The organism is Nocardioides sp. NPDC127503 (assembly GCF_040302165.1).
Lineage (GTDB): Bacteria > Actinomycetota > Actinomycetes > Propionibacteriales > Nocardioidaceae > Nocardioides.
In genome coordinates this window covers 45,444-61,391 of record NZ_JBEORH010000010.1, presented here as the reverse complement: position 1 = coordinate 61,391, position 15,948 = coordinate 45,444, and the positions used below count along the sequence as shown (strand labels likewise).

The window sequence follows — 15,948 nt, the reverse complement described above, 5'->3', positions numbered from 1 at the left end:
GCTTGTGTGAAACGCCCCACTACACAGGGGTGGACTCGGCCGGGACGTGGCGTTCGGGCTTCCCGGTGCGCGTCGCCCCGGCAGAGGCGACCACGACGCAGGCGATGGCCAGCCACTGCAGGACCGAGAGTCCCTCGTGGAGGATCAGGATCGCGGCCAGAGCGCCGGCGGCCGGCTCCAGCGACATCAGGATCGCGTAGAGCCCCGACTTGATCGAACGCAGGGCGACGAGATCGAGCGAGTACGGGATCACCGACGACATCAGGCCCACGATCAGCCCGACCAGCCACACGTGTGGAGACCCCAGCCCGTCGGCGTACGCCATCGCCGCAGGCGTCAGCGCCACCGCCGCGACGGTGGAGGCCAGAGCGAGTCCGTCGAGCCCCTCCCACCGCGCTCCGGTCGCCTTCGACAGCACGATGTACGCAGCCCAGCAGGCCCCCGCGAGCAGCGCGAACAGCACGCCCACGATCGAGATCCGCCCGGGCTCGAGACCGAGCAGCACCACCCCGGCGGCCGCCAGCGCGACCCAGACCAGGTCGCGGGCCCGCCGCGAGGTGACCAGCGCGATCGTGAGCGGGCCGATGAATTCAATGGTGACCGCGATCCCGATCGGGAGCCGGGCGAACGCCTGGTAGATGGCCCAGTTCATCAGCCCGAGCGAGGCCCCGAAGGCGACCACGACCAGCCAGTCGCGGCGGGAGAGGCCGCGGACCCGGGGCCGGGTGATCGCCAGCAGGATGAGCGCCGACAGCGACAGTCGCAGCCACACCATGGCCGTCGGGGTGACCTCGTCGAAGAGCGACTTCGCGAAGGTCGCGCCGATCTGCACAGACGCGATCCCGATCAGAACCAGGACGACCGGGTGGGCCAGCCTCGCCCGCTGAGAGGAAGAAGCTTTGACCACCCGGTCAGTCTAGGACCACGTAAAGACCCGCTACTGCGCCGAGTCCGTCTGCGAGATGTTGGACAGGTTGAGGGCCTTGTTGGCCTCCTCCGCGAGCCGCTCCGACCCGCGCCGCGACTCCTGCGGGAGCGTCGCGTGCTCGACGTGGTCCTGCTCGTAGAGCTCCGGCGGGATCGGCGGGGGAACGGTGGCGGTGATCCGCGATCCGTCGGGGCGGATGCCGCCGTGCGGCTCCTCGTCGATGTGGGTGCCGATCCGCGGGCCCTGGTCGTCGAGCGGCACGATGACCGGCGAGCCCTTCGAGACCACGAACTCCTTCCCACGGACGCTGATCGGGATGTCGAACTCCTCGCCCGGGGTGTCCACGACGGTGAACACGATCTGGTCGCTGGTCAGCGCGACCTGCATCCGGGTCGAGTGCCACTGGACCCGGAAGATCAGCGAGCCCCACTGGACCGGTAGGCGCGGGTCGAAGGAGAGCTTGCCGTCGTAGTCGCGCATCCCGCCGAAGCCGAACGCGAGCCCGCCCCACACGCCGCCGGTGGAGGCGATGTGCATCCCGTCGACGGTGTTGCCGTGCATGTTGTGGAGGTCGACATAGAGCGCGTCGTAGAAGTAGCGCAGCGCGTCGTCCTGGTAGCCCACCTCGGCCGCCACGATCGACTGCACGACAGCCGACAGCGTCGAGTCGCCGGTGGTGATCGGGTCGTAGTACTCGAAGTCGGCCCGCTTCTGCTCAGGGGTGAACCGGTTGCCCTGCTGGAAGAGGGCGAGCACCACGTCGGTCTGCTTGAGCACCTGGAACCGGTAGATCACCAGCGGGTGGTAGTGCAGCAGCAGAGGACGTACGTCATCGGGGGTGTTGGGCAGGTCCCACACCTCGCGGTCGAGGAAGTTGTCGTCCTGCGGGTGGATGCCGAGCCCCTCCTCGTAGGGGATGTGCATCGCGGCGGCGCAGCGGCCCCACTCCTCGACCTCGTCGGGGGAGATGTCGAGCCGGCCCATGACCTGCGCGTACTCGCGCGGGTAGTCCGCCCGGAGCATCTCGATGGTCTCGACGGCCTTCTCCAGGTTGTAGCGGGCCATCACGTTGGTGAACAGGTTGTTGTTGACCACCGTGGTGTACTCGTCCGGCCCGGTCACCCCGTGGATGTGGAAGGACGGCTCGCCGTTGTGGCGCCAGAAGCCGAGGTCGGCCCACATCCGTGAGGTCTCGACCAGGATGTCGACGCCCTCGCGGATCAGATAGCCGATGTCACCGGTCGCGTAGACGTACTTCATCAGCGCGAAGGCGATGTCGGCATCGATGTGCACCTGCGCGGTGCCGGCCGCGTAGTAGGCCGAGGCCTCCTGCCCGTTGATGGTGCGCCAGGCGAACAGCGCGCCCTTCGCGGCCATCTCCAGCGCCCGCTGCCGGGCCGCGGGGAGCATCACCGATCGGGCGTGCATCACGTTGCGGGCGACCTCGGGCTGGGTGTAGCAGAGGAACGGGACGACGTAGCACTCCGTGTCCCAGAAGTAGTGCCCCTCGTAGCCGGAGCCGGTGACGCCCTTCGCGGGGACGCCGAGCCCGTCGGTGCGGGCGGTCGCCTGGGCCAGCGAGAACAGGTTGAACCGGATCGCCTGCTGGGCCGCAGCGATGTCCTCGACCTTGTCCTCCGTGGCGGCGGAGATCTCGACGTCGGCGGCGGACCAGAAGTCGTCGTACCAGTTGCGCTGGTCGCGCTCGAAGTGGCCGACGCCCAGGCGGATCGCCCGGTCGAGCGTACGTCCGCAGCGGTCGGCCAGCTCGCGCACCGGCACCCCGCGGGAGGTGTGGTACGCCACGGTCTTCTGCAACCGCAGCGTGCTGCCCTCGGTCGCGTCGACCCGGAAGACCGTCTTGGCCAGGTCGTCCTCGGCACGGACGACGGTCTCGACCGGGTCCGGCGTGTCGATCTGGTGGGCGGCGCTGACCGCGATCGTCATCCCCGAGTTGGCGCACCGGTAGCCGAGGGTCATCTGCTCCTCGTCGGCGACCGACATCTGCGGGAGCAGGACGCGGGTGTCGAAGGCGGAGGCCTTGCGCGGGTCCATGCCCTCGCCCAGCGCCGCCGACGGCACGTGGTACTCGTCCTTGCCGTCCTGCCGGTTGAGCAGCTGGGAGGAGACCACGATCGGCGCCGCCCCGCTCAGCATCGTGATCTCGAGGGTCTGGATGGAGAGGTGACGCTGCGTCATCGACACCATCCGGGTCGACTTGATCGCGACCCGCTTGCCCGAAGGCGTACGCCACACCAGGTGCCGCCGCAGCACACCCTCGCGGAAGTCGAGCACCCGCTCGTACTCCTCCAGATCGGAGGTGCCGAAGGTCAGCGGCTCGTCGTCGACGTAGATCTTCATGATCTTGGAGTCGGGGGCATTGACGATGGTCTGGCCGGTCTTGGCGAAGCCGTAGGCGTTCTCGGCGTGGCGGATCGGCCAGGTCTCGTGGAACCCGTTGATGAAGGTGCCGTGCGCGTAGGTCGGGCGCCCCTCCTCGGGGGTGCCGCGCATGCCGAGATAGCCGTTGGCGACGCTGAAGAGCGTCTCGGTCAGGCCGAGGTCGTCGGGGGAGTAGCTGGTCTCCACCAGTCGCCACGGGTCGATGGGGTAACGGGCCCGGTCCATGGGGTTCGGGCCGACGTTGGTCTTCACTGCTGTGCTCCTCGAGCAGGGTCTGGAATGAGTTCAGCAAGGTCGGATACGACGAGACTGGCGCCGGCGGCCGTGAGGGTGTCGTGGCCTGCGCCACGGTCCACCCCGACGACGAGCGCGAAATCTCCTGCCTTGCCGGCGCGCACCCCGGAGACGGCGTCCTCGAGCACGACGGCCTCGCTCGGGGTGGCTCCGAGGACCTTACCGGCGTAGACAAACGTGTCCGGTGCAGGCTTGCCGGGCAGGCCCTGCTCATCTGCGACGGCTCCCGACACGACCGTCTCGAAACGGTCCAGCAGCCCGGCCGCCTTGAGCACGGTCGGCGCGTTGACCGACGACGAGACGACGCCGAGCCGGACGTCGAGGGTGGTCAGATAGTCCAGGAACTGCACCGAGCCGGGGTAGGCCTCGACGCCGTCGCGCTCGAGCACCATGTTGAAGGCGTTGTTCTTCCGATTGCCGAGACCACAAACGGTCTCGAGCTCCGGCGCGTCGTCCGGCGTGCCCTCGGGAAGCCGGATGTCGCGGGAGGCGAGGAAGTCACGGACGCCGTCGTAGCGCGGCTTGCCGTCGACGTACGCAAAGTAGTCCTGGTCGGTGTAGGCCGGCGCCCCCGGGGTCTTCTCCTGCAGGTAGGCGTTGAACATCTCCTCCCACGCACGCATGTGCACGACAGCGGTCGGCGTGATCACGCCGTCCAGGTCGAAGAGGATCGCGGTGAACGTCTCCCAGGCAACAGGTCTGGTCATGACTTCAGGCTAGGGGCTGGGTGGCCCAGGCCGAAGAATCCGCCCCCGCTGGGGCTGGTGTTTTCCCTCACCGTTCTCTCGTCGAAATCTCCTGGCCACAGAAGGCGACCGGGTGGATGCTGGAAGGCATGGGTACGCAGCTGCTTGTCGGGACCCGCAAGGGTCTGTGGATAGGGCGCTCTGACGACGCCCGGCAGGACTGGGACTTCACCGGTCCGCACCATGACATGGAGGAGATCTACTCCGCCATGATCGAGCCCGGAACCGGGCGAGTCCTTGCCGGATGCTCCTCGCTGTGGCTGGGTGCGCTGGTGCGCGCCTCGGCCGACGGCGGCGAGACCTGGACCGAGACCTCGATGTCGTTCCCCGACGACGTCGACGCGAGCCTGGCCCGGATCTGGCAGCTCCAGCCCGGGTTGCCGGAGGGCACGATCTGGGCCGGGGTCGAGCCCGGCGCGATCTTCCGATCGACCGACGGCGGAGCCAGCTTCTCGCTGGTGCGCGGGCTGTGGGACCACCCACACCGCACCGAGTGGAGCGAGGGCTTCGGTGGGCAGGCGTTCCACACGATCCTGCCGCACCCCACCGACCCGGACTCGGTGACCGCGGCGATCTCGACCGGCGGCGTCTACCAGACCCGCGACGGAGGAGAGACCTGGGAGGCGCGCAACAACGGCATCATCGCGGTCTTCCTGCCCGAGGGGCAGCAGTACCCCGAGTTCGGCCAGTGCGTCCACAAGGTCGCCCGCCACTCCGCCCGTCCTGAGCGGCTCTACCTGCAGAACCACGGCGGCGTCTACCGCTCCGACGACGAAGGGGGCTCCTGGAAGTCGATCGCCGACGGCCTGCCCACCGACTTCGGCTTCGCGATGGTCGTCCACCCGAAGGAGCCGGACACGATCTTCACCTTCCCGATCGGCGCCGGCGAGTCCCGCTACCCACCGGAGGCCAAGCCGATCGTGTGGCGCTCGCGCGACGCCGGGGACCACTGGGAGGCGCTCGACAAGGGCCTGCCCGACCACTTCTACGTGGGCGTCATGCGCGACGCGATGTGCGCCGACGACCACGAGACGGCCGGTGTCTACTTCGGTGCCCGCAACGGCTCGGTCTGGGCCTCCGCCGACGCAGGCGAGACCTGGCGCGAGATCCTCCGCGACATCCCCGACGTGATGGTGGTTCGGGCCGCGAAGGTCTGAGTCCCGTCCGGGGCCGACAGTCCATCGCGTGGCGCGTGTCAGAAGACCTGTGCCGACGGGTCTAGCCTTCTGGCATGCCCACTCTTCGCTCCGCAACCTCGACCTCGGGCCGCAACATGGCGGGTGCTCGCGCGCTCTGGCGCGCGACCGGCATGACTGATGACGACTTCGGCAAGCCGATCATCGCGATTGCCAACTCGTTCACCGAGTTCGTGCCCGGCCATGTCCACCTCCGTGACCTCGGCAAGATCGTCGCCGAGAAGATTCAGGAGTCCGGCGGAGTAGCCAAGGAGTTCAACACCATCGCCGTCGATGACGGCATCGCGATGGGCCACGCCGGGATGCTCTACTCGCTGCCGAGCCGTGAGCTGATCGCGGACGCGGTCGAATACATGGTCGAGGCGCACCGCGCCGACGCGATCGTGTGCATCTCCAACTGCGACAAGATCACCCCCGGCATGCTGCTGGCCAGCCTGCGGCTCAACATCCCGGTGGTCTTCGTCTCGGGCGGTCCGATGGAGGCCGGCAAGACGGTCGCCGTCGAGGGCCTGGTCCACGACAAGCTCGACCTGGTCGACGCGATGGTGCTCTCGGTCAACGAGGCGGTCAGCGACGAGCTGCTCGACACGGTGGAGCGCTCCGCCTGTCCGACGTGCGGTTCCTGTAGCGGCATGTTCACCGCCAACTCGATGAACTGCCTCACCGAGGCCATCGGCCTCAGCCTGCCCGGCAACGGGTCGACCCTGGCCACCCACGCCAAGCGCCGCGCGCTCTTCGAGGAGGCGGGACGTACGGTCGTCGAGCTGTGCCGCCGCTACTACGAGGAGGGCGACGAGTCCGTTCTGCCGCGGAACATCGCCAGCCGCAGCGCCTTCGAGAACGCGGTCGCCCTCGACGTCGCCATGGGCGGCTCGACCAACACCGTGCTGCACCTGCTCGCGGCCGCGCGTGAGGCCGAGCTCGACTTCAACGTGCACGACATCGACGCGATCTCGCGTCGGGTGCCGTGCCTGAGCAAGGTCGCCCCCAACAGCCCGAAGTACCACATGGAGGACGTCCATCGCGCCGGCGGCATCCCCGCCCTGCTCGGTGAGCTGCGTCGTGGTGGCGCGCTCAACGAGGACGTCCGCACCATCCACTCCGACACCATGGAGGAGTGGCTGGGCACCTGGGACATCCGCGCCGAGAACCCCAGCCAGGAGGCGCTCGACCTCTTCCTCGCCGCGCCCGGTGGGGTGCGTACGACCGAGGCGTTCTCCACCGAGAACCTCTGGGCGAGCCTGGACACCGACGCCGCCGAGGGCTGCATCCGCGACTTCGAGCACGCCTACTCTGAAGACGGCGGGCTGGCGATCCTGTCGGGCAACATCGCCCCCGACGGCTGCGTCGTGAAGACCGCGGGTGTTCCCGACGACTGCCTGACCTTCACCGGCACCGCGATCGTCTTCGAGTCCCAGGATGCCGCGGTCGACGGCATCCTCGCCAAGAAGGTCGAGGCCGGCCACGTCGTGGTGATCCGCTACGAGGGCCCGAAGGGTGGGCCGGGCATGCAGGAGATGCTCTACCCGACCTCGTTCCTCAAGGGCCGCGGTCTGGGCCAGAAGTGCGCGCTCATCACCGACGGCCGCTTCTCCGGCGGCACCAGCGGCCTCTCGATCGGCCACGTCTCCCCGGAGGCGGCCGGCGGCGGCCTGATCGCCCTGATCGAGGACGGCGACCCGATCTCCATCGACATCCCGAACCGCTCGATCTCCCTCGACGTCGACGACCTCGTCCTCGACCAGCGTCGCGCGGCTCAGGAGAAGCGGGACAAGCCCTACACCCCTGCCAACCGGGACCGGAAGGTCTCCGCGGCGCTGCGGGCGTACGCCTCCATGGCCACCTCCGCCTCCGACGGCGCCTACCGCCTCGTGCCGGAGTAGACGGGCGTGGGAAAGGTTCATGCCCGCGTCGAGGGGCGGCTGCGGGAGTTCGTCGATCGCCAGGTCGTCTTCTTCGTAGCCACCGCAGCGCTCTCCGAGGAGGGCCACGTCAACCTGTCGCCGCGGGGCATCCCGGGCACCTTCGGGATGCTCGACGAGCTCACCTTCGCGTGGGTCGACGGCACCGGGAGCGGCAGCGAGACGATCGCGCACCTGCGTGAGAACGGCCGGATCACGGTGATGTTCTGCGCCTTTGACGGGGCGCCGAACATCGTCCGCTTCCACGGGCGTGGCCGGGTCGTGACCCGCTACGACGAGGAGTACGCCGACCTGGCCGCACGCTTCACGGACCTGCCCGGTGCCCGCGCGGTCGTCGTCGTGGACATCGAGCGGGTCTCCGACTCCTGTGGCTTCGCCGTTCCGCTGATGTCGTACGTCGGTGAGCGCGACCTGCTCCCGGCGTACTTCGAGCGCAAGGGAGTCGAGGGGTCGGCCGAGTATCGGCGCCGGAAGAACCTCTCCAGTCTCGACGGGCTCCCGGCGTTCGACTTCGACCCGGCATCCGAATAGCCGTCTCCGCGACTGTCGAAACAGACCGTGGCCGTTCGTGGCATGGGTGAGGGGCCGACACGGCGGCCCACCTGATGCGGGAGTGGTTGCTATGTCGGCTCATCAGTCGGATCGATGGAAGCGGAATCTGCTGGTCTTCCTAGGCGGCCAGACGGTGTCGTCGTTGGGGTCGATGATCGTCGGGTACGCGGTGATGTGGCACCTCACCGTCGAGACCGGGTCGGCCGCGGTGCTGACCCTGAGCGTCGCGGCGGGGATGCTGCCGCAGGCGGTCGTGTCGGTCTTCGGCGGCGTCTGGGCCGACCGGCACTCGCGCAAGCTGTTGATCATCGGGGCCGACTCGGCGATCGCGGTGGCGACCTTGGTGCTCGCGCTGCTGATGCTGAGCGGCGTCGGCGACCTGTGGATGATCTTCGTCGCGATGGCGGTCCGCTCGGCGCTGGCCGGGATCCAGGGGCCGGCGGTCAACGCCATGCTCCCGCAGATCGTCCCGGCCGAGCACCTGATGCGGGTCAACGGGGCCCAGCAGACGATCCAGTCGGGGATGATGCTGTTCGCGCCCGCGGTGGCCGCCGCGGTCTACGCGAGCACCGGCATCGTCGCGGTCTTCTTCATCGATGTCGTGACGGCCGTGACCGGCGTACTCCTCCTGCTGCTGGTGCCGGTGGCGAAGATGGTCCGCTCGACGGAGCCCGTGAGCTACTTCGGCGATCTCCTCGCCGGGGTGCGGTACGTCAGGGGGAACCCCTCCGTGCGCTGGGTGATGGGCCTCGTGGCCGTCGTCATGTTCATGGCCGGCGCCCCGGCGCACCTCACGCCGCTGATGATCACGCGCAGCTTCGGCGATGAGGTCTGGATGCTGAGCGTCAACGAGCTGTTCTGGAGCGTCGGGATGGTCGTCGGCGGCGCGCTGATGGCCACCTTCGGACCCAAGGTGAAGCGCCGGGTGCGGCTGATGGTGGCCGCCTCGGTCGGTGTCGGGGTGCTCGTCATCGGGCTGGGCGTCTCGAGCGACTTCTGGATGTTCTCGGTCGCCGGCCTGGTGATCTGCATCCTCTTCCAGACGCTGCTGGTGCCCGCCGCGACGGTCTTGCAGGAGCAGGTCGAGGACTCGATGCGCGGCCGGGTGTTCGGGTTCTACGGGATCGTCATGTCGGTGTCGATGCCGGTCTCGATGATCGTCTTCGGGCCGCTCGCGGACAGGTTCGCGGTGGAGTCGGTGATGGTCCTCGCCGGGTTGCTGCTCCTGGGCTGCCTGGCCGGAATGCTTGCCCTCGGCAGCGCCCGGCGCTCACTCGCCACGGTGGACGCGTCAGCCTCCTGAGAAGTCGGTTGCGGCGGTCCGCGAGAATGACCGCCGTGACCGATTTCTCCTATCCCGTGGGCACTGTCGTCGAAGCCTGGGAGGCGCGGCCGTGGCCCGAGCCGGTGACTCTCGAGGGCAGCTACGTCCGGGTCGCGCCGCTCTCGTCGACGCAGTACTCGGACCTCTACGCCGCGGTCTGCGGCCCCGAGGACGCCGGCCTGTGGACCTACCGGCCGATCGCGATGCCGACCTCGCTGCAGGACCTGTGGATGCACCTGGCTGGGCTCGTCGACGCGCCCGACGTCGTGCCGTTCACGTTCGTCCCGAAGGAGGGGGAGCGGGAGGGCAGGGCGAGCGGGGTCGCGGGCTACCACGCGATCAACCCGGCGAACGGGAGCATCGAGGTCGGCGGAGTGCTCTTCGGGCCCGCGCTGGCCCGCACCAGGGCGGCGACCGAGGCGATCCACCTGCTCATGAGTCACGCCTTCGACACGCTCGGCTACCGGCGCTTCGAGTGGAAGCTCGACAGCCTCAACGAACCGTCACGGCGAGCAGCGGTGCGGCTCGGGTTCAGCTACGAGGGCCGGTTCCGCAACCACATGGTGGTGAAGGGCCGCAACCGCGACACCGACTGGTTCTCGGTCACCGCCGAGGAGTGGCCGGCCGTACGAGAGGCGCACGAGCGCTGGCTCGCACCGGAGAACTTCGACGCGGACGGTGGCCAGCGGGTCTCGCTCGGCTCGCTGACCGGTGGCTTGGGAATCCGTCAGGACTGACCGGCGCGACTGGCGGCGACCAGCTCGCGGATGGCGCTGAGCCGGCTGGTCAGCTCGGCGATGCCGGGCTCGGCGGCGGCGGGGGAGACGGCGTCGCTCCAGACCGCGCGCAGCCGGCGTAGGTTCTCGGCCGCTCGAGGGGTCGGGTCGACGACCTTGCCCCGCTTGTCGCCGGCTCCGGTCGACCGGACGACGAGTCCCTTCTCCTCGAGCTTGCGCAGTGTGGCGCTGAGGTTCGGGCGCTGCATGCCGACGTCCTCGGCGATCTCGCTGGGGGTGGCGCCGGGGTGGCGGTCGACGTAGCGCATCACGGCGCATTCGCCGGTCGACAGCTCGGTGATCTCGGGGTCGCGGGCATGGTGCCGTTCGATGTCCCGGGCGAGCGTCGTGATGATCTCCGCGAGATCGGCGAGCTCGTCGGTGGCGGCGCGGGTAAGCATGGTCACAGTCTAGTGGTTGCTCTTTCATAATTATGAAAACATAACTAATATCGACCGCATGACCTCCTCCACCTCCGAGCCCGCCGGGCCGCCCGCGTCCGCGATCGGGCCCGCGCTGCTGCTCGTCCTCGCGCTCCTGTCCGCAGTCGCGCCGTTCGCGACCGACCTCTACCTGCCGGCGTTCCCGGCGATGGTGACCGACCTCGGCGCCGACGCGACCAGCATCCAGCTGACCCTCACGGCCTTCCTCGTCGGCATCGCGGTGGGTCAGCTCGGGTTCGGTCCGCTCTCGGACCGGATCGGGCGCCGCGTACCTCTCCTCGTCGGGGCCACGGTCTTCGTGCTCGCCAGCGTCGCCACCGTCTTCGCCCCGACCGTCGAGCTGCTCGTCGTGGCCCGGTTGCTGCAGGGCCTGTCCGGGGCTGCCGGGATGGTGCTCGGTCGCGCGATCGTCTCCGACCGAGCCGACGGGCCGGCCGCGGCGCGCGCGATGAGCCTGATGATGGTCGTCGGCGGTGTCGCCCCCGTCGTCGCGCCGCTGGCGGGCGGCTTCATCGCCGGGCCGCTCGGTTGGCGAGGAGTGCTCGCGGTCGTGCTCGCGATCGCTGTGCTGATGCTCGTCGCGGTCGTGGGGGTCGTACGCGAGTCGCTCCCGCCCGCGAGGAGGGCCGAGCTCCGTGCCGCCCGGACGACGCAGGGATCCGTGATCGCGGAGCTCGGCTCGCGCACCTACCTCGGTTACACGCTGGCCTTCGCGTTCGGGTTCGCGGTGATGATGGCCTACATCTCGTCCTCGCCGTTCCTCTACCAGGAGATGATGGGCCTCAGTGAGGTGGCGTACGGACTACTCTTCGGCCTCAACGCCCTCGCCCTGATGGTCGTCAGCGGGACCTCGGCCAACCTGGCCGGTCGCGTCGACGTACGCCGCATGGTGGGGCTCGGGCTCGCCCTCTCGCTCGCCGGCACCGTGCTGTTCCTGGTCATCGCGCTCACCGGCCTCCCGGTAGGCCTGCTCGCCGTCGCGGTGTTCGTCGCGGTCGCGCCACTCGGGCTGGTCTTCGGCAACGCCACCGCGCTCGCGCTCGAGTCCGTGCCGCGGGCCGCGGGCAGTGCCTCGGCCATCCTCGGAGCCCTCCAGTTCGGGCTCGCCGCGCTGGTCTCGCCGCTGGTCAGCCTCGGTGGCGAAGGGACCGCCGTGCCCGCTGCGATCGTGATGGTCACCGCTGCGGTCGTCGCCTGCGCGGCGTACGCGGTCGCCGGGCGGGGGCCCGCGGCGTCCGGAGAGCCGCTGCGAGACCGCGACGAGGCGCTCGAGCCCGCCTAGCTACGGCGCGTCCAAGGCCACGATGTGGTGGCGCCCCATCGGCAGCATGAGCGGCTTGGCCGAGACCGGGTCCTGGATGATCGTGCTGCGCATCCCGAAGACGTCCCGTACGAGCTCGGGCACCAGGACCTCATGGGGCCGGCCCGCGGAGTGCAGGCGGCCGTCGTGCAGCGCGATGAGATGGTCGGCGTAGCGTGCCGCGAGGTTGAGATCGTGCAGCACCATCACGATCGTGGTGCCGGCATCGCGGTTGAGGTCGGTCAGCAGGTCGAGCACCTCGACCTGGTGGCTGATGTCGAGGAAGGTGGTGGGCTCGTCGAGGAGCAGCACCTCGGTCTCCTGCGCGAGTGCCATCGCGATCCAGACCCGTTGCCGCTGCCCACCGGACAGCTCATCGACGGTGCGACCCATCAGATCGACGGTGTCCGTGGCACGAAGCGCAGCGGTCACCGCGCGGTCGTCGGCCTCCGACCATCGCGCCAGAACTCGCTGGTGCGGGTGGCGTCCGCGGCCCACCAGCTCGCCGACGGTGATCCCCTCCGGGGCGATCGGCGACTGCGGCAGCAGGCCCATCCGCCGGGCGAGCTGCTTGGCCGGCGTCGCGTGGACCTCCTTGCCGTCCAGGAGCACGCGGCCGGTCCGAGGCGGCAACAGCCGCGTCATCGAGCGGAGCAGCGTCGACTTGCCGCACGCGTTCGGACCGACAATGGCGGTCACCTCGCCCGGGGCGATGACGAGATCCAGATCGTGCACGACCTCGCGGTCGCCGTAGCCGAGAGTCAGCTTCTCGATCTCCAGGCGCGGCGGGCCGTTGGGCTGGTCAGCGGGCTGGTTGGTGGTCACAGAGTGCCTCCGACTCGGTTGACACGGACGATGAGGTAGAGGAGATACGGGGCGCCGAGGATGCCGGTGACGACGCCGACCGGCAGCCGGGTCCCGAAGGCGTACTGGCCGGCGAAGTCGGCGACGAGGGTGAGCAGCGCACCGACCAGGGCCGCCGGAACCAGGAGGGAGCCCCGGGAGCCGACCACCCGGGCGGCGATGGGCCCGGACAGGAGAGCGAGGAACGCGATCGGTCCCGACGCAGCCGTCGCGACGCACACGAGTCCGACCGCGGCGACGATCGTGAGCAGCCGCGTACGTTCGATGCGTACGCCGAGCGCGGAGGCCGCGTCGTCACCGAGCTGTGCGGCGGCGAGGGCTCGGGTCTGGAGGAGCACGGCGCTGCCCAGCACGGCGACCGCCGTGAGGACCACGAGGACGTCGCGCCACAGTGCTCCGTTCAGGCTGCCGGTGAGCCAGCGCAGTGCCTCGGCGAGCTGGAAGTTGGTGGCGCGCTCGAGCTGCCAGGCGATGACGCTCTGCATCATCGCGGCCACGCCGATGCCGATGAGGATCAAGCGTGTGCCCGCAGCGGTGCCGCGCCGATAGGCCAGCAGGTAGATGGTGAGCGCGACGCCAACCCCCGCCGCGACCGCGACCCACGAGACGACGAGGCCGCCGAGCGAGAAGCTCACGATGGCGACGGCCGCAGCCGCGCTCGCGCCCTCGGTGACGCCGATGACGTCGGGGCTCGCGAGCGGATTGCGCAGCAGGGTCTGGAAGGTGACGCCGGCCAGGCCGAAGGCGATCCCCACCAGCAGCGCGAGAGTGGCTCGGGGCAACCGCAGCCGCCCGACGATGAACTCGGCACCGCCGGCGTCGTCTCCGAACACGACACCGGCCACCTCGGCGAGTCCGTAGGTGGTCGACCCCAGCATCAGGCTGCCGAGGTAGGCGGCAGCCACGAGCGAGGCCAGGAGGGCGATCAGCTGGCGACGCCTGCGTTCACGGCTCCGGCGTGCCGCAACGACCTTTCGCAGGTCCGCGTCAGCAGCGGCCTCGGACCCGATGACGTACGGAGACAGGCTCACAGCTCACGCACCTTGGACTGGCGTACGACCGCGATGAGGACCGGCGCTCCGACGAGGGCGGTGATGATCCCGACGTCGACCTCGGTCGGAGGGGCGATGACGCGTCCGAGGACGTCCGCGACCAGCAGCAGCACTGCGCCGCCCATCACGCTGAAGGGCAGCAACCAGCGGTGGTCGGTCCCGATCAGGAGCCGGCCGAGGTGCGGCACGACCAGCCCGACGAACGCGATCGGGCCGGTGATCGCGGTGGTGGCTCCGGCGAGCGTGACGGCGCCGGCGGCGGCCAGCAGCCGGGTCCGGTTCACGTGCTCGCCCAGACCGGAGGCGAGGTCGTCGCCGAGGCCGAGCATGTTGAGGCCGCGTACGCACCACAGGCACAGCAGGGCGCCGACGAGGAGGAACGGCGCGACCAGCCACAGCTTGTCGTCGGTGGCTCCGCCGACGCCGCCGACCTGCCACGACACCACGTTCTCCGAGATGTCGGGTCGCGGCAGGACGACCGCGGTGACGAACGACGACAGCGCGGCCGCGGTGGCGGCGCCGGCGAGGGTGAGCTTGAGCGGGGTGGCGCCACCGCGGCCCAGTGACCCGACCGTCCACACGAACGCTGATGCGAGGGCTGCGCCGAGGATGGCGACCCAGATGTAGCTGATCGGGGAGACCAGGCCGAACCAGGCGATGCCGCTGACGACGGCCAGCGAGGCGCCGGTGTTGACCCCCAGGATGCCGGGGTCGGCCAGGGGGTTGCGAGTGATGCCCTGCAGCACCAGACCCGATACCGCCAGCGCCGCTCCCGCGACGGCAGCCAGCACCGTACGTGGCACTCGCTTGGCCACCGCGGCCTGCGCGAATCCCTCAGCCTGGCCGGAGATCCCGGCCCAGATGTCGGCCCAGGACACATCCCGCGAGCCCATGATGATGGAGGTGGCCGAGGCCGCCAGCACGGCGACGGCGAGCACGAGCAGCGCCAGGCTCCGCGTCCGCCGGGTGCCCCGCAGCTGGGCTGCGGGGTCGGCGGGCGCGGAGTCCTGACGGTCGGTCAGAGATGTCGTCATCTCACTTGGTGGTGTACGCAGCTGCGTCGGCCAGCAGGCCGACGTAGTCCTCCGCCAGGGCGGCCACCGACAGCGCGGTCGGGTTGGCCGCGGTGCCCATGGCCTCGGCTCCGTCGAGGGTGACGATCGCCTTGTTCTTCACGGCCGGGAGCTGGGAGAGCACGGGGTCACCCTCGAGCGCGTCGATGAGCTCCTGGCCGCCGTAGGTGATGATGACGTCGACGTCGGCGAGCTCCTCGGCCCGCTCGGCGCTGATCGAGCCGGAGTAGTCGGCGCTGTCGCCCGTGGCCTTGACGATGCTCGGGGCGATCTCCATGCCGATGTCGGTGAGGTACTTCGACCGGGTGTCGGCGGCGCTGTAGAAGTTGACCTCGCTCAGGTCGGCCGGGTCGACGTGGGTCATGAACATGCCGGTCGTGCCCTCGAGCTCGGGCCGCGTCGCCGCGGCATCGGCGATGGTCTTCTCGAGGTCCTCGACCAGATCCTTGCCCTCGGACTCCATGCCGAGGCCCTTGGCGTTCTGGACGATGGAGTCGCGCCACTCGGTCGCCCACGGGTCGTCCGGGTAGGCGACCACCGGGGCGATCTCGCTGAGGGTCTTGTAGTCGTCCTTGGTCAGGCCCGAGTAGCCGGCGAGGATGACGTCGGGATCCGTGCCGGCGACGGCCTCGAAGTCGTAGCCGTCGGTCTCGTCGAACAGCACAGGCGTCTCTGCGCCGAGCTCCTTCAGCTTGTCCTCGGTCCACTGCTGGACGCCGTCGCCGTCGTCGTCGCCCCAGGTCATCTTCGACATGCCCACCGGCACGATACCGAGCGCGAGCGGGACCTCCTGGTTGGCGAAGTCGACGGTGGCCACCCGCTCGGGCTTCTCCTCGATGACGGTCTCGCCGAACGCGTGCTGCACGGTGACGGGCTTCCAGCCCTCGCCCGCAGCGCCCTTCGAGGAGTCTTCGGCGCCAGATCCACACGCTGCCAGGCCTGCCGCGACCGCGATCAGTGCGACGGGCACTGCCGCCTTCCGTGCGATGAACATCTCGTCCCGCTTTCTGTAATTAGGTAAGGCGTACCTTACTAGACCTCTTTACTCTACGCGGGATTGCGTACCCGTTCTCCG

14 protein-coding genes are annotated in these 15,948 nt (G+C 69.6%); 6 read left to right on the top strand and 8 right to left on the bottom strand.

Annotation, left to right across the window (positions count from 1 at the left end; translation table 11 throughout):
* Positions 1-19: 19 nt before the first annotated feature.
* Genes ABTW65_RS21630 through ABTW65_RS21620 form a run of 3 tightly spaced genes read right to left on the bottom strand, consistent with a single transcriptional unit; the run spans position 20 to position 4,332 of the window.
* Positions 20-907, bottom strand: coding sequence for an EamA family transporter (locus ABTW65_RS21630; RefSeq protein WP_350663891.1), 888 nt, complete (start codon positions 905-907; stop codon positions 20-22).
* 30 nt (positions 908-937) lie between these two features.
* Complete coding sequence (locus ABTW65_RS21625) at positions 938-3,556, bottom strand: glycoside hydrolase family 65 protein (RefSeq protein ID WP_350664343.1); 2,619 nt, start codon at positions 3,554-3,556, stop codon at positions 938-940.
* Positions 3,557-3,579: 23 nt separating this feature from the next.
* Entirely contained in the window at positions 3,580-4,332 is a 753-nt protein-coding gene (locus ABTW65_RS21620; protein ID WP_350663889.1) for an HAD family hydrolase, read from the bottom strand.
* A 128-nt stretch (positions 4,333-4,460) separates the two neighbouring features.
* Between ABTW65_RS21620 and ABTW65_RS21615 the strand changes: the two genes are divergently transcribed.
* The 5 genes from ABTW65_RS21615 (at position 4,461) to ABTW65_RS21595 (ending at position 10,102) form a co-directional block, all read left to right on the top strand.
* Positions 4,461-5,528: a WD40/YVTN/BNR-like repeat-containing protein gene (locus ABTW65_RS21615; protein WP_350663887.1), complete on the top strand. Its 1,068-nt coding sequence runs from the start codon at positions 4,461-4,463 to the stop codon at positions 5,526-5,528.
* Positions 5,529-5,602: 74 nt separating this feature from the next.
* Positions 5,603-7,450, top strand: coding sequence for a dihydroxy-acid dehydratase (ilvD, locus tag ABTW65_RS21610; RefSeq protein WP_350663885.1), 1,848 nt, complete (start codon positions 5,603-5,605; stop codon positions 7,448-7,450).
* Between the two features lie 6 nt (positions 7,451-7,456).
* A complete protein-coding gene (locus tag ABTW65_RS21605; RefSeq protein ID WP_350663882.1) occupies positions 7,457-8,020 on the top strand; it encodes a pyridoxamine 5'-phosphate oxidase family protein in 564 nt (187 codons plus the stop codon).
* Positions 8,021-8,174: 154 nt separating this feature from the next.
* On the top strand, positions 8,175-9,344 hold the full coding sequence (locus ABTW65_RS21600; RefSeq protein WP_350663880.1) for an MFS transporter: 1,170 nt from the start codon (positions 8,175-8,177) through the stop codon (positions 9,342-9,344).
* 35 nt (positions 9,345-9,379) lie between these two features.
* Positions 9,380-10,102, top strand: a complete 723-nt coding sequence (locus ABTW65_RS21595; RefSeq protein ID WP_350663878.1) for a GNAT family N-acetyltransferase — start codon at positions 9,380-9,382, stop codon at positions 10,100-10,102.
* Here ABTW65_RS21595 and ABTW65_RS21590 read toward each other — a convergent pair.
* The gene (locus ABTW65_RS21590) at positions 10,093-10,542 is read right to left on the bottom strand and encodes a MarR family winged helix-turn-helix transcriptional regulator (RefSeq protein WP_350663875.1); all 450 of its coding nucleotides are present in this window, start codon (positions 10,540-10,542) and stop codon (positions 10,093-10,095) included. The genes ABTW65_RS21595 and ABTW65_RS21590 overlap by 10 nt on opposite strands.
* A 58-nt stretch (positions 10,543-10,600) precedes the next feature.
* Between ABTW65_RS21590 and ABTW65_RS21585 the strand changes: the two genes are divergently transcribed.
* Positions 10,601-11,866: a multidrug effflux MFS transporter gene (locus ABTW65_RS21585; protein ID WP_350663873.1), complete on the top strand. Its 1,266-nt coding sequence runs from the start codon at positions 10,601-10,603 to the stop codon at positions 11,864-11,866.
* Here ABTW65_RS21585 and ABTW65_RS21580 read toward each other — a convergent pair whose 3' ends face one another.
* Genes ABTW65_RS21580 through ABTW65_RS21565 form a run of 4 tightly spaced genes read right to left on the bottom strand, consistent with a single transcriptional unit; the run spans position 11,867 to position 15,867 of the window.
* Positions 11,867-12,709: an ABC transporter ATP-binding protein gene (locus ABTW65_RS21580; protein ID WP_350663871.1), complete on the bottom strand. Its 843-nt coding sequence runs from the start codon at positions 12,707-12,709 to the stop codon at positions 11,867-11,869.
* Positions 12,706-13,779, bottom strand: a complete 1,074-nt coding sequence (locus ABTW65_RS21575; RefSeq protein ID WP_350663869.1) for a FecCD family ABC transporter permease — start codon at positions 13,777-13,779, stop codon at positions 12,706-12,708. The genes ABTW65_RS21580 and ABTW65_RS21575 overlap by 4 nt, the downstream gene beginning before the upstream one ends.
* Positions 13,776-14,834 carry a FecCD family ABC transporter permease gene (locus ABTW65_RS21570; protein WP_350663866.1) on the bottom strand — a complete coding sequence of 353 codons (1,059 nt, stop codon included), beginning with the start codon at positions 14,832-14,834 and terminating at the stop codon, positions 13,776-13,778. Before ABTW65_RS21570 ends, ABTW65_RS21575 begins: the two co-directional genes overlap by 4 nt.
* A gap of 1 nt (position 14,835) precedes the next feature.
* Entirely contained in the window at positions 14,836-15,867 is a 1,032-nt protein-coding gene (locus ABTW65_RS21565; RefSeq protein WP_350663864.1) for an iron-siderophore ABC transporter substrate-binding protein, read from the bottom strand.
* Positions 15,868-15,948: the final 81 nt, after the last annotated feature.

What these genes read in the sequence shown, in the direction of transcription:
- ABTW65_RS21625 (WP_350664343.1), bottom strand. Translation starts at nt 3,556, where the DNA reads ATGGACCGGGCCCGTTACCCCATCGACCCGTGGCGACTGGTGGAGACC.
- ABTW65_RS21620 (WP_350663889.1), bottom strand. Translation starts at nt 4,332, where the DNA reads ATGACCAGACCTGTTGCCTGGGAGACGTTCACCGCGATCCTCTTCGAC.
- ABTW65_RS21615 (WP_350663887.1), top strand. Translation starts at nt 4,461, where the DNA reads ATGGGTACGCAGCTGCTTGTCGGGACCCGCAAGGGTCTGTGGATAGGG.
- ilvD (WP_350663885.1), top strand. Translation starts at nt 5,603, where the DNA reads ATGCCCACTCTTCGCTCCGCAACCTCGACCTCGGGCCGCAACATGGCG.
- ABTW65_RS21590 (WP_350663875.1), bottom strand. Translation starts at nt 10,542, where the DNA reads ATGCTTACCCGCGCCGCCACCGACGAGCTCGCCGATCTCGCGGAGATC.
- ABTW65_RS21585 (WP_350663873.1), top strand. Translation starts at nt 10,601, where the DNA reads ATGACCTCCTCCACCTCCGAGCCCGCCGGGCCGCCCGCGTCCGCGATC.
- ABTW65_RS21570 (WP_350663866.1), bottom strand. Translation starts at nt 14,834, where the DNA reads ATGACGACATCTCTGACCGACCGTCAGGACTCCGCGCCCGCCGACCCC.
- ABTW65_RS21565 (WP_350663864.1), bottom strand. Translation starts at nt 15,867, where the DNA reads ATGTTCATCGCACGGAAGGCGGCAGTGCCCGTCGCACTGATCGCGGTC.